Raw genomic sequence first — 13,635 nt, forward strand, 5'->3', positions numbered from 1 at the left:
GGACCTCTACATGAGCAGTCATGACCCCATCTCCCTGACGACCGTTTCAGCGGGTTTCATCCAGGACTGGCTCGATGCGCTGAACGCCCGATGCACGCCGGACGCAATGACCTCCCTGCTCCAGCGCTCAGGTCTGCAAACCGGCCCGATGGCGCCCGCGCAGCGCGTTACGCTGGAAGAAATCGCCCGGCTCTATCAGCTTGCCGCGCCGGAGACCGGGGATGAAATGATGGGGCTCTGGAGCCGTCCGATCCGCCCCCGCGCCCTGCAGCATCTGTTGACCGTACAGCGTGAGGCGAGCAGCCTGGTTTCGGCTTTGTTTCGGTTCACGACGTTCTGGAACCTGCTTTTGGATGATTTCCGCCTGGAATTGCGGAGCAACCCGGAGGAGGTGGAACTGGCATTGGTCCCTTACCTGCGTGAAACTGCCCCGCAGCGATTTGGTCACATGCTGATCCTGAAACTGGCGCATGGGCTCCTGTCCTGGCTCAGTGGGTCGGAAACGGGTGTGAAAGAGGTGCGATTTGCCTTTTCCCGTCCGGATTTTGCCGCCGATTACGCGGTTGTCTTCCCCTGTCCGGTCGCGTTTGAGGCAGCGCAGACCAGCATCCTGTTCGATCCGCGCCAATTCGCGAGCCCGATCGCCCGCAGTCCCGCCGAGGCATCCGTGTTTCTTGAACGTGCGCCGCTTGACTGGATCTTCACCGGCTCGCGCGCGCATACGAACAGCCTGCGTGTCCGCGCCTTCCTTTACGGCGCGGCATGGCAGAGCTGTCAGCTTCCGGATGCGGCCCAGGCCCTGAAGATGACGCCCCGGACGCTGAACCGCCGCCTGAAAGAGGAAGGAACATCCTTTCAGAATATAAAGGACGCATTGCGCCGCGACATCGCCATCCGCGCGCTTCAGCAAGGCACGGAGAGCATCGAACAAATCGCCTTTGACACCGGCTTTTCCGCCCCTGCGAATTTCCATCGCGCCTTTCGCAAATGGACCAGCCGGACGCCCGGATCATACCGGTTGTAGGGTCGGGTCGATCTTGCGGAGGCCTAAAGCGCCCGATCTTTTATCTGAATCATCGTGACACGAATGTCCCGAGAACGCCGCAGGCGTGGCAGGGTATTCGTGTCTCAGGTTTAAGGTCGGACGCTATATCGAGACTGCGCGCTCGATAGAGAACGCCTCCATGCCGAATGTTTCTTCAATCGGGTCGAATGCTTCCGCGGTTAATGAAAGTCCCGGCTCGGGAACAGCCGCTTGGCCTGATCCCTCGGGTGCGTTGCACGTGGGGGTGGCAGGGGGCGTGGGGCGGTATCTGTTTTGGAGGTTGTCTGGCCGATGGCGCTGTCCATCGGGTGGCCGAGATCGGACAGGCGGGGCGAGAGGTCTTCGATCTGCTGGGCGATCAGATGTACGACGATGCCTTCGCGTTGCAGGTAGCCTGTCACGCGCAGCAGGCGCCCGCCCATGACGATGCGGCGGAACTGCTCATAGACCTTTGGCCAGACCACCACATTCGAGACCCCGGTTTCATCTTCGAGCGTCAGGAAAATAACGCCTGATGCCGTGCCGGGGCGCTGACGGGTGATGACAAGGCCGCAGACGCTGTAACGCCCCAGCGGCACGTTATGCAGGCTGTCATGTGTGACCAGCCCGGGAATGGTGGGGCGCAGCAATTCCATGGGATGGGCGCGCAAGGTCAGACGCATAGAGACGTAATCTTCGACAACCTCTTCACCCAGCTGCATTTGCGGCAGCACAATCGTGGGTTCGTGAATGCTCTCGCCGTCAAGGGGATCGTTGAACAAGGGCAACGGGGCCTGCCCGCGAATGGCCCGCACCTGCCAGAGTGCATCGCGTCGGGTCAGTCCCATATCGGTAAAGGCATCGGCCTCGGCCAGCCGTTCCAACACCACGGGGGCCACTCCGGCGCGCAACCAGACCGATTCAGGATCGCGGTAGCCATTGCCCCGGGCGGCCACGATCCAGCCGGCATCCTCCTCTTTGAAGCCCTTGATCTGCCGAAAACCCAGCCGCAGGGCCAGTGCCCCGTCGGCGCGGCGTTCCAGCCTGTTGTCCCAATGGCTGGCATTGACGCAGATCGGGCGGACCTCGACCCGGTGTTCGCGGACGTCGCGCACGATCTGGGCAGGCGCGTAGAAGCCCATCGGCTGTGAATTCAGCAAAGCACAGGCAAAGATCGCCGGGTAATGGCATTTCAGCCAGGCCGAGACATAGGCGAGCATCGCAAAGGCCGCCGCGTGGCTTTCGGGAAAACCGTAATCGGCAAAGCCCTCGATCTGGCCGAAACAGCGTTCGGCGATTTCGGGGCTGTAGCCGTTGGCCAGCATGCCCTTGATGAATTTATCCCGGTGTGTGCCAATCGTGCCCATCCGCTTGAACGAGGCCAGCGAGCGGCGCAGATGGTCGGCCTCTTCCGGGCTATAGCCCGCGCCGACCACGGCGATCTGCAATGCCTGCTCCTGAAACAGCGGCACGCCGAGGGTGCGGCGCGTCACGGCCTCCAGCGCGGGGCCGAAAGGCTCGGCCTTTTCAAGCCCCTGTCGCCGTTTGATATAGGGTTGCACCATGCCGCCCTGGATGGGGCCCGGGCGGACGATGGCGACCTCGATCACCAGATCATAAAAGGTCCGTGGCCGCATCCGGGGCAGGAAATTCATCTGGGCGCGGCTTTCCACCTGAAACACCCCCACCGCATCGGCCAGGCAAAGCATGTCATAGGTGGCGGTATCCTCTTGCGGAACAGCGTCGATGTTCAGGTCATGCCCCTCGTGGTCGCGCATCAGGTCGAAGGCCTTGCGGATGCAGGACAGCATCCCCAACCCCAGCACATCGACCTTGAGGATGTTCAGCGTGTCGATATCGTCCTTGTCCCATTCGATGATGGTGCGGTCCTCCATCGCCGCGTTTTCGATGGGGGCAAGCTCATCCAGCCGCCCTTTGGTAATGACGAAACCGCCCACATGCTGGGACAGGTGACGGGGAAAGCCGATGATCTCTCTGATCAGGCGGATGGTCTGGGCAAGGCGTCGGTCGGTCGGATCAAGGCCAAGCTCCTTGACCCTGTCCGGGTCGGCTCCACCATCGGACATGCCCCAGATTTGCCCGGACAGGCTTGCCGTCACATCCTGGGACAGCCCCATCACCTTGCCGACTTCGCGGATCGCGGCGCGGCTGCGGAAATGGATCACCGTGGCGCAGAGCCCGGCGCGGTGGCGGCCGTATTTTTCGTAGATCCACTGGATCACCTCCTCGCGGCGTTCATGTTCGAAATCCACGTCGATATCGGGTGGTTCGCCCCGGTGTTTGGAGATGAAACGCTCGAACACCATGGCGATCTGATCGGGGGAGACATCGGTGATGCCCAGCAGGTAGCACAGGATCGAATTGGCCGCCGAGCCGCGCCCCTGACACAGGATGCCCTGCGCGCGGGCGAACTGGACAATATCGTAAACGGTCAGGAAATAGGCCGGAAAGCCCAGTTCCTCGACCAGTTTCAATTCCTTGTCTATCAGGTCATGGACCCGCTGCGGCGCGCCTGCCGGATAGCGCCGTTTCAGCCCGTCGCGTGTCAGTCGCTCAAGTCGTGCCTGCGGGGTTTCGCCTTGGGATATCTCATCGGGGTACTCATAACTGAGTTCGCCCAGATCAAAGCTGCACCGGGTGGTGATCTCCAGCGTGCGGCGCAGGGCGGCGGGATGGTCGCGGAACACCCGCGCCATATCCGCGTACCCTTTCAACCGGCGTTCGCTGTTGGCCAGGGCGCGGGTGCCGATCCGGTCAATCGTGATATGTTCCCGCATGCAGGTCAGCACATCGGCCAATTGCCGGCGGCTGGCCCGGTGCATCAGCACATCCCCCACCGCCACCATCGGTGCCGAAGTTCCAAGTGCCAGCCGGGCGCATTCCCTCAGATAGGCCTGATCGGAGCCGTCATAGCGCGGCGCCGCCCCCAGAAAGACATGGCCGGGGAAGCGGCGCTGCATCTGCCGGATATGCGCGGCGGCGGCGTGCAGCCTGCCCTGTGGCAGCGCGATCAGGATCATGCCCGCGCAACCTTCATACAGGTCCGCCCGGTCAAGATGGCAGCCGCCTTTTTCCGCCCGCCGCTTGCCCAGGGTCAAAAGCCGCGTCAGCCGCTGATAGGCCGCCTTGTCGCGCGGCAGGGCGATCCAGTCCACCGCGCTGTCCCGCAGGACAAGGCGGCATCCGACGATCAGCTTTGGCAAATGCACGGTATCCGGCCGCGTGATCGGGCTGGGCTGCCCCACCTCCTGACGCGAGCAGTGATCGATCTGGTGCTGCGAACGGATGCGGATGTCGTTTTCCATATCCCGCCGCAGTTCTTTCAACGCCCGGTAGGCCCGCACCACCCCGGCCAGAGAATTGCGGTCCGTGATGGCGATGGCGGCCAGACCAAGCTCCGCTGCCCGGACGACCAGTTCTTCGGGATGGGACGCGCCGGTGAGGAAGGTGAAATTGGTGGTCACGCAGAGCTCGGCATAGGTGTTGCGCGGGCCAAAATCCCCCGGTGGGTTCACGGCGCGGTCATTACGCGGGATTGCTGTCATGCGAATTCCCCCTGCACGAACCAGCCGGGGTTTTGCGGCGTGTAGAACAGCCACAGCCGCCGCCCTTGCCGGGTTTCCGCATGCCAGTAGTCTCGTATTCCGCTGCGCCAGTTGTCATCGGGCAGCCACCATTCCGGGGCGATCCGTTCCGGCCCCGTCGCCCGCGCCGTGGTCAGCGACATACGCCGCCAACGGAACTGACGGGGTGGGCGCGCCCCGGTTCCGGTAATCGATTCCGGCGGAAACAGGCGCACAGGGCGCGGGCGCGGGGCCACCCACGATCCGCCCGGTTCGGACCAGGCAGCGGCGGCGATCAGGAAACTGCGCTCGGGGATATGGCTGTCGGCGGGCAGGAAACGCTGCACATTCTCCAGCCCGATCCGGGTGCCGATCCGGGTGATCAGGTCATCCAGCTGGTCCGCCCGTCCCGTAGACACATGGCTGACCTGATGCACCGGCAGCGGCTCAACCTGCACCGCCTCCAATCGTATCTGGTCGATCCCATAACCGGCATCGACCTCACCCACACCGCGCGCGAACAGCGGCAGGATGCGCGCGGCGTCACGGAGCGGGCTGGCCAGGCGTAATTCGACCGTCTGTGCCTCTTGATCGACCCGGCGCAGCGTCAGGCAGAGCACCCGCGCCCCGGCTTCCTGCGCTTTCAGCTTGGCGCAAAGCTGGTCCAGCAGGCGCGATGTGGCCGCCATCACGTCATCCGACAGGCCGATTGGCTCAGGCAGGCTCAGGCGGATCCCGTAATGGGGCGGCTCGGACAGCGGGGTGACCTGTTCCGGCTGACGGCCAAGCGCCTGATCCAGCCGCAGCAGCAGGTCCGGGCCGAAGCGCCGGGCCAGTGGGGCGCGGGCGGCGCTTTCCAGGTCACCGATCCTGCGCAGGCCCAGCCGTTGCAGACCCGTAATGGTGGCTTCTTCCAGCCGCAGCGCGGCAACGGGCAAATCCGACAAAGCCTCCAGTGGCGCCCCGGTTTCGGTCCGGCCTTCGCCGTGATGGGCCAGTGCCCAGGCCGCGCCGCGCGTATCGCCCAGCCCGATCCGCGCGGTCAGCCCGGCACGGCTCAACCGCTGGCGCATATCGGCCAACATCATCGCCTCGCTGCCGAACAGATGCGCGGAGCCGGTGATGTCCAGCACCAGGCCATCATCGCCCTCGATCCCGACCCATGGGCAATAGCGCGTGGCCCAGCGGCGCAGCACATGCAGGAAGCCCGTGTCCGCAACAGGATCGGCCGGACGGCTGAACAGACCGGGACAAAAGGCGCGCGCATCGGCAAGGGTCATCCCCCGGTACAGGCCCTGCCGCTCGGCCTCCATGTTCAGGCAATGCAGCCGTTCTGCATTTGCCTGTTTGAGTGTCAGCGCGAAGGGACCTTCAACCGGGCACGTCCGCAGAACCCGGTCGCTTGCCAGCCGGGGAAACCACATCGAGACGACGCGCCGTTGTATGCCATCGAACATGCCAGGCCCCCAATGTTCCTGATTTGTTCTTGATAGTTTCCCAGCGCATCAGAGTCGAGTCATCGGCATCGAAAACCGGGGTGCAATGCCACCGGGTTTCGGCAGCGTTGCCGCCCATGCCTTCGGGGATCAGGCACAATCCGGTGGCCTGGCCCGCCTTTGCGGCAAGCAGCAACCGTCGCCCCATGCGCAGATCAAGCGGGCGGCTGGTCTCGATAATGACCAGCGGTACCGCGCCGTCCTTAAGCGCCTCTTCCGCGATGGCGAGCGATTCGGTCTGGTCCCTGGTCTGGGCCAGCAGCAGTTTCGACGGGTCGAAGAAGACCGACAGTCCCATTGGATTGATGGCCTCTGTCTGCCAGGCCTCCCGGATCCACAGCACAGTCCCGGCCCGCGCCGCCGCAACGGCCGCAAAACTTACCGCACCCGGTCCGAACGCCTCGTGAACACGGGCATTGCGCAAGGGAAGCGGTATGTCGCTGGTCGAGGTCATGAGGTGCATCATAAAGGGTGGCGATCCGTTTAAGCCAGATCAAAGCGTTTGGTGGCCGGACCAACGGCTGCTTTGCTTGCGCGAGATGATGAACCGGGGTGAAGACCGTCTGCGGGCCGAAGGCTGGGTCTGCAACCACAAGTAGCGACAGACAGGCCGCAAACTTACGCCATTTCCCGAGTGATATTAGTTATCCAATAACACTCAAGATCGTTAAATAATTTTTCGACTATCATGTTAGCGCCTATACCAACCGCCACGTATGGACTTTGAGAGGTGTAAAGTCAGGCATGCGAAACCACAAACGGATTTGGGGCGACCGCCAGGAATAGGTCAGTCGCCGATTGGGAGGATAAATGAAGTATTTTGCTCTGGCTCTTGCCATGACCGCGACGACGGCCGTGACTGCGAACGCGCAATCTGCGGAGGTCATTCATTGGTGGACATCCGCTGCGGAGTCGGCGGGCGTTGGCGTGATTGCTGATGCCTACGGTGACACCGGCGGCGAATGGATCGACCAGGCCGTGGCCGGCAGTGACGCCGCGAAGACATCCGCGATCAGCCGGATGGTCGGTGGCAACCCGCCCGACGCGGCGCAATTCAACCTTGGCGCGGATATCGACAACCTTGTCGACAGCGCCGTCCTGGCACCGATTGATGCCGTGGCCGAAGCGAATGACTGGGCCAGCGTCATGCCCCAGGCCGTGCTGGATGCCGTGACCCGGGACGGGCACATCTACGGCGTGCCGATCCAGCTTCAGGGCACCAACTTCCTCTTCGCTTCTGCGGATGCGCTCGGCAAGGTGGGTGCCGGAATGCCGCAAACCTGGGACGAATTCTTTGAAACCGGCGACAAGCTGCGCGAAGCGGGCATCGTGCCCTTTGCCCAGGCGGGTGACCGCGACGTCTGGTTCATGAACACATTCCAGGCGGTGCTTGCATCGGTCCTCGGCACCGAGGAGTGGAGCAAGTTCACCGGACCCGATGGTGCCGAGTTCGTCCGCTCCGACGCATTCCGCCCGGTGGCAGAGATCATGGCGAAACTGCCGAGCTATGCGGATTCCGGCGTCTCGGGCCGTCAGTGGAACATCACCAATCAGATGATCCTGAACGGCGAAGCGGGCTTCTTCATCATGGGCGGCTGGGCGATTGGCGAAATCGGTGCCGCAGGCTTTACCCCCGGCAAAGAAGTGCTTTGCGGTGTCGGTCCGAACCAGGCCCCGCTGGTTGTGGCCGGGGATGTCTGGGCGATGCCCGCCAAGGGCGACGGGCTGACCGAAGCGCAGACCAAACTGGCCGAGGTCACCACCTCTGTCGAGGTTCAGGCCGAGTTCACCGCGACCATGGGCTCGCTGCCGGTACGCTCAGGCGTGGACACATCCAAGTTCAACGCCTGTGCGGCGGCGGGGGCCAAGGCGATCTCGGACGGCAATTCGGTCATGGCGCTCTTCATCAACTTCTCGCCCGAGAAGCTCGGGGCGTTGGGGTCCGAGCTGAAGGTGCTTTGGGTCAACCCCGATGCGACCGCCGACGACTACGTCGAAACCGTCGCGGGCATCCTGGAAGACTACTGATCCTGAGTCCGACCAGAAATGCGCATCGCAGGGCTTCCTGCGGCGCGCACCACCCACGCGTCAATGGAGGATCTGGCGATGGCTAAATTTTCGGGAACGCGCGCGCATGTCTATCTGGCGATGCTGCCGGTCTGGATCATCGTGCTTGTTGCACTTGTCGGCTCGACTGTCTGGACGTTCGTCATTTCCCTGACCAACTCCAAACTTCTGCCCATCTACAAATTCAATTTCTTCCACCAGTACGAACTGCTGCTGAAACTGCCGGCCTGGCAGGTGGCGGTGACCAATCTGATCGTGTTCGGCGTGCTCTTCATCGCGATCTGCCTGGTCTTCGGCTTTATCATGGCGATCATGATGGATCAACGGATCCGGGGCGAGGCGTTCTTTCGCACGGTTTTCCTTTATCCCTACGCCATGTCTTTCGTGGTCACCGGCCTGGTCTGGCAGTGGGTGCTGAACCCCGGTTTCGGCATTCAGGCCGCGGTCAGGGGCCTTGGGTTCGAGAGCTTCACCTTCGACTGGATCGTGCAGCCCGACCGGGCGATCTATATCCTTGTCCTTGCCGCCGTGTGGCAGGGCAGCGGGCTGGTCATGGCCATCCTGCTGGCGGGCCTGCGGGGCGTCGACGAGGACCTGTGGAAGGCCACGCGGATCGACGGCATCGCGAAATGGCGTGTCTATACATCCATTGTTCTGCCGATCATCGCGCCGATGGCGGCAACGGCCACCGTGCTGCTCGCTGTCTCGGTTGTGAAGGCCTATGACCTTGTTGTTGCCCTGACCGGCGGCGGTCCGGGGAATGCCACGGAAGTGCCTGCCAAGTTCGTGATGGAGAACCTGTTTGCCCGCCAGAACGTCGCCCTGGCGAATGCGGGCGCGATCATGATGCTGGTCGCCGTCATCGCGATCCTGGTTCCGATGTATTACGCGCGCCGCTACATGGCGCAGAAAGCGGAGGCATGATCATGCGTGCGAATTCTGAAAAGACATTGGCCCGCACCGGCGTCTATGCCTTTCTGGTGATCTCGGCAGCCTTCTTCCTGATGCCTTTCTACGTGATGGTCGTGACCTCGCTGAAGACGATGGATGAAATCCGCGTCACTTCGATCTTTGCCCTGCCGGACGCTCCGACGCTGGAGGCCTGGGTCACCGCATGGCAATCCGCCTGCACGGGCCTGAACTGCAATGGCCTGTCGGTCGGATTCTTCAACTCGGTCATGATCATGGTGCCCGCGACGGTGCTGTCGATCCTGCTGGGGGCGGTCACGGGCTATGCCCTGTCATTCTGGCGTCCGAAAGGCACCGAGCTGATCTTTGGCATCCTGCTTGTTGCGGCCTTCATTCCCTATCAGGTCTTCATCTACCCGCTGGTGCGGATGCTGTCACAGGTCGGGCTTTATAACAGCCTTGCCGGGATCGTGGCCATTCACGTGATCTTTGGCATGCCGATCATGGTGCTCCTGTTCCGCAACTATTATGCCGGGCTGCCCCGTGATCTGTTCAGCGCGGCCCGGGTCGATGGCGGTGGCTTCTGGGTCATCTTCATCCGGCTGATCCTGCCGCTCTCGCCGCCGATCCTGATCGTCGCGGTCATCCTGCAAAGCACACACATCTGGAACGACTTCCTGTTCGGCCTGGTGTTTGCCGGATCAGACAACCAGCCGATGACGGTCTTGCTGAACAACATCGTCAATTCGACGCAGGGCGAGAAAGCCTACAACGTGAACATGGCCGCAACCATCCTTACCGCTGCGGTTCCCCTGATAATCTATCTGGCATCCGGGCGCTGGTTTGTGCGCGGTATCGCAGCCGGCGCCGTGAAGGGATAAGACATGGCTGAAGTTTCAATCGAAAATCTCGACGTCCAATTTGGTGCCGTAAGCGTACTGAAAGACCTCAACCTGTTGATTGCAGAAGGCGAGTTTATCGTACTGCTCGGCTCCTCTGGCTGTGGCAAGTCGACCTTGCTCAACGCGATTGCGGGGCTCATCGACGTGACCGGCGGCAAGGTCCGCATCGGTGGCGAGGACAAGACCCTCGCGGAACCGAAGGATCGCGGCATCGGGATGGTCTTCCAATCCTATGCGCTTTACCCGCAGACCACGGTCGAGGGGAACCTGAGCTTTGGCCTGCGCATGGCGAAGATGCCCAAGGACGAAATCGCGCGGCGTATCGACCGCGTGTCAAAGATGCTCCAGATCGAACCCTACCTGAAGCGTCGTCCTGCGGCCTTGTCAGGCGGTCAGCGCCAGCGGGTTGCCATCGGGCGGGCGCTGGTGCGGGATGCCGATATCTACCTCTTCGACGAACCCCTGTCGAACCTCGACGCCAAGCTGCGCGCCGAACTGCGGGTGGAGCTGAAGGAATTGCACCAGACCATCGGCAAGACGATGATCTATGTGACTCATGATCAGGTCGAAGCCATGACCCTGGCGACCCGTATCGCCGTCATGCAGAACGGTGTGATCCAGCAACTTGCCTCGCCCGAGGATATCTACGAACGCCCTGCGAACCTTTTCGTGGCGGGGTTTGTCGGTTCGCCCGGCATGAACTTCTTTGACGGCAGCCTGCGCTCAGAGGCGGGCAAGACCGTCTTCGTGATCAATGACGGACCGGAAATTGACGTATCCGACTATGCCTTTGACGCGCCGGTCGGGAAGACCGTCTCTGCGGTGCTGGGCATCCGGCCAGAGCATCTGTTCGTCGATGCCGGGGACCTGCCCCTGCGCCTGCCTTTCACCGTCAAGGTATCCGAGTCGATGGGGGCCGACAGCGTGCTGTGGGGCACCACGGCAGGTCAGAAGGCGTCGGTCCGCTTTGGCAGCGAGCTGAAGCTCAATCCGCCGCGCGGCACTGAAATGGAGCTTGGTTTCTCGTCCCGCACCCTCTCGCTCTTTGATGCGGAATCCGGCGTGCGGCTTTGATCGAAGCCAAAAATTTAGAAGGAATGATGATGGATACTGCCTGGGTTGAAGACACTCTGCAAAAACTGACGCTTGAGGAAAAGGTCTCTCTCCTCGCGGGTGCCAACTTCTGGGAAACAGTCGCCATCGAACGGCTTGGTGTGCCTGCAGCGAAGGTCACCGATGGCCCGAACGGGGCGCGCGGCGGGGTGACCGAAAACGGCCCGACGGCGGCGGTCTTCCCGGCGGGGATTGCGCTGGGGTCAAGCTGGAACCCGGAGCTTGTCCGCGAGATTGCCGCGGCCCTGGCAGAGGAAACCCGGACCAAGGGCGCCAATGTGCTGCTGGCACCGACGGTCAACATGCATCGCGGGCCGCTCAATGGCCGCAACTTCGAATGTTATTCCGAAGATCCCGAACTGACGACCGAGATCGCGCTGGCCTATATCGACGGGCTGCAATCGAACGGGATCGGTGCCACGATCAAGCATTTCATCGGCAACGAGAGCGAATATCAGCGGATGACCATGTCGAGCGATATCGGCATCCGGGCGCTGCGGGAAATCTACCTGCCTCCCTTCGAGGCGGCGGTCGCGGCGGGTGTCTGGGCCGTGATGTGTTCCTACAACAAGCTCAACGGCACCTACACCAGCGCGCACAAGTGGCTGTTGAGTGACCTGCTGAAGGACGAATACGGGTTTGACGGAGTCGTGGTCTCTGACTGGACGGCAGTAAAGACCACGGCGGAGAGCATGAACGCGGGTCTGGATCTCGAAATGCCCGGACCGGCGCTTTATCGCGGGCAAAAGCTGCTCGACGCGATTGAACGCGGTGAGGTGGACGTCGATATGGTCACCGACGGGGCGCGGCGCATTCTGGGGCTGGTCGTCCGCGCGGGCGTCCGCATCAGGGAGAACGCGAAAGAGGAGAAATCGGTCGATGCGCCACATCACCGCGCGCTGATCCGGCGGGCCGTGGCCGAAGGGACCGTGCTGCTCAAGAACAATGGCATCCTGCCGCTGCAATCCGGCCAGAAGGCCAGGGTGGCCGTCATCGGGCCGAATGCCGATGTGGCGCGGATCATGGGCGGCGGCAGCGCGCGGGTGAACGCGCATTATCGCATCAGTCCGCTGGAGGGCCTGAAGGCGCGTGACGAACTGGACATCCGTTTCGAGACCGGCTGCGCGAACCATTTGCTGTTGCCGGTGGTGCAGGGGCCGATGACTTCGACCTTTTACAACAGCCCGGATTTCACCGGCCCGGTTGCGTTTGAGAAGCAGTACAACCAATCCGATGCCAAATGGTTCGGCTCCAACGAGCCGGGCGTGGACCTCAAGGTGTTCTCGGTCCGCAACACGTTCGAATTCACGCCGACCGAAAGTGGCCGCCATGAGCTGGGTCTGGCGAATGCGGGACTTGCCCGTCTCTATGTCGATGACGCGCTGGTCGTCGATGGCTGGGACGGTTGGGAGCCGACAGGGGCGACATATTACGATTTCGGTGGTGATGAGCGGATCGTGGAAGTCGACCTTGATGCCGGCAAGACCTACCGCTTCCGGGTCGATTATCAATCTACCACCGGGGTCATGGACGGCATCCAGGCCTTCCGCGTCGGCGTCCATCGGCCTTTGGGCGAAGCCGGGCTGAGGCGCGCGGAAGAGATCGCGCGCGATGCCGAAGTTGCTGTGCTCTTTGTGGGACGTACCCCGGAATGGGACAGCGAGGGGCGGGACCTGCCGGGCCTGTCGCTGCCGCGCGAGCAGGACGCATTGATTGCGCGCGTGGCTGCAGCCAACCCCAACACCGTGGTTGTGCTTCAGACCGGCGGACCGGTGGTCATGCCGTGGAAAGACGACGTGGCTGCGATCCTTGAGGCCTGGTATCCGGGGCAGGAGCTAGGGCACAGCGTTGCCGATGTCCTGATGGGCGATGCGGAGCCGGGCGGGCGCTTGCCCCAGACCTTCCCGAATGCGCTCGACGCCAATCCGACCACCGGCAACTATCCGGGCGACAACGGCCATGTCAGCTATGACGAGGGCGTTTTCATCGGGTATCGGCATTACGACGCAAAGGGTGGGGCGGGTGTCTTGTATCCGTTCGGGTTCGGCCTGTCTTACACCGACTTTGAAATCGGCGCGCCGGTGGCTTCTGCCTCCGAGATCGACGCGGGCGGCAGCGTGACGGTCACAGTTCCGGTTAAGAACACCGGGCAACGCCGCGGCAAGGCTGTCGTACAGCTTTATGTCGCTCCGCCGGAAGGGCGGGGAAGACCGGTCAAGGAGCTGCGCGGGTTCAAGGCGTTGACGCTGGACCCGGGCGCGGCCTCCGAGGCTCGGATCGCGCTGGACATGCGCGATCTGGCCTATTTCGATGTGGAGAGCAATGCGTGGAAAGCGCCGGCAGGGGATTATGCGCTGTGGGTTGGAACCTCGGCGGCGGACCTTGGCGGCAAGGTGACCCTGCGCCTGACAGAAGATTGGACCAAGGCGTGCAAGACCGCAGCCCCCGATGCCTGAGGCGTGAGGGTGCCGCGGGACCTGCTGGTCTGACCGGCCCCGCTGCGCCCTGTCGTCTCGGGGTTCAGACCCGGCGACGGGCCA

Annotated in this window: 9 protein-coding genes; 6 read left to right on the plus strand and 3 right to left on the minus strand. The window is 62.7% G+C overall.

Annotated elements, in window-relative coordinates; all coding sequences use genetic code 11:
- The first annotated feature begins 10 nt into the window (after positions 1 to 10).
- Positions 11 to 1,024 carry an AraC family transcriptional regulator gene (locus PVW51_RS03825; RefSeq protein WP_274573668.1) on the plus strand — a complete coding sequence of 338 codons (1,014 nt, stop codon included), beginning with the start codon at positions 11 to 13 and terminating at the stop codon, positions 1,022 to 1,024.
- A 200-nt stretch (positions 1,025 to 1,224) separates the two neighbouring features.
- Here PVW51_RS03825 and PVW51_RS03830 read toward each other — a convergent pair whose 3' ends face one another.
- The 3 genes from PVW51_RS03830 to PVW51_RS03840 are packed head-to-tail and all read right to left on the minus strand — an operon-like array spanning position 1,225 to position 6,558.
- Entirely contained in the window at positions 1,225 to 4,590 is a 3,366-nt protein-coding gene (locus PVW51_RS03830; protein WP_274573669.1) for an error-prone DNA polymerase, read from the minus strand.
- Entirely contained in the window at positions 4,587 to 6,065 is a 1,479-nt protein-coding gene (locus PVW51_RS03835) for a Y-family DNA polymerase (protein WP_274573670.1), read from the minus strand. The genes PVW51_RS03830 and PVW51_RS03835 overlap by 4 nt, the downstream gene beginning before the upstream one ends.
- Positions 5,980 to 6,558 carry an ImuA family protein gene (locus PVW51_RS03840; RefSeq protein ID WP_274573671.1) on the minus strand — a complete coding sequence of 193 codons (579 nt, stop codon included), beginning with the start codon at positions 6,556 to 6,558 and terminating at the stop codon, positions 5,980 to 5,982. Before PVW51_RS03840 ends, PVW51_RS03835 begins: the two co-directional genes overlap by 86 nt.
- Positions 6,559 to 6,914: 356 nt before the next feature.
- Here PVW51_RS03840 and PVW51_RS03845 point away from each other — a divergent pair, with 356 nt between their 5' ends.
- From PVW51_RS03845 to PVW51_RS03865, 5 genes are all read left to right on the plus strand, one after another.
- Positions 6,915 to 8,132 (plus strand): ABC transporter substrate-binding protein, encoded by a 1,218-nt coding sequence (locus PVW51_RS03845; protein WP_274573672.1) that lies wholly within the window; start codon positions 6,915 to 6,917, stop codon positions 8,130 to 8,132.
- 78 nt (positions 8,133 to 8,210) lie between these two features.
- Complete coding sequence (locus PVW51_RS03850) at positions 8,211 to 9,095, plus strand: carbohydrate ABC transporter permease (RefSeq protein ID WP_269362636.1); 885 nt, start codon at positions 8,211 to 8,213, stop codon at positions 9,093 to 9,095.
- A gap of 2 nt (positions 9,096 to 9,097) precedes the next feature.
- Positions 9,098 to 9,961 (plus strand): carbohydrate ABC transporter permease, encoded by an 864-nt coding sequence (locus tag PVW51_RS03855; protein ID WP_274573673.1) that lies wholly within the window; start codon positions 9,098 to 9,100, stop codon positions 9,959 to 9,961.
- Positions 9,962 to 9,964: 3 nt separating this feature from the next.
- Complete coding sequence (locus PVW51_RS03860; RefSeq protein ID WP_274573675.1) at positions 9,965 to 11,056, plus strand: ABC transporter ATP-binding protein; 1,092 nt, start codon at positions 9,965 to 9,967, stop codon at positions 11,054 to 11,056.
- A gap of 29 nt (positions 11,057 to 11,085) precedes the next feature.
- Positions 11,086 to 13,551 (plus strand): beta-glucosidase, encoded by a 2,466-nt coding sequence (locus PVW51_RS03865; RefSeq protein ID WP_274573676.1) that lies wholly within the window; start codon positions 11,086 to 11,088, stop codon positions 13,549 to 13,551.
- The last annotated feature ends 84 nt before the right edge of the window (positions 13,552 to 13,635 follow it).

This window comes from Sulfitobacter sp. PR48, assembly GCF_028807335.1.
Lineage (GTDB): Bacteria > Pseudomonadota > Alphaproteobacteria > Rhodobacterales > Rhodobacteraceae > Sulfitobacter.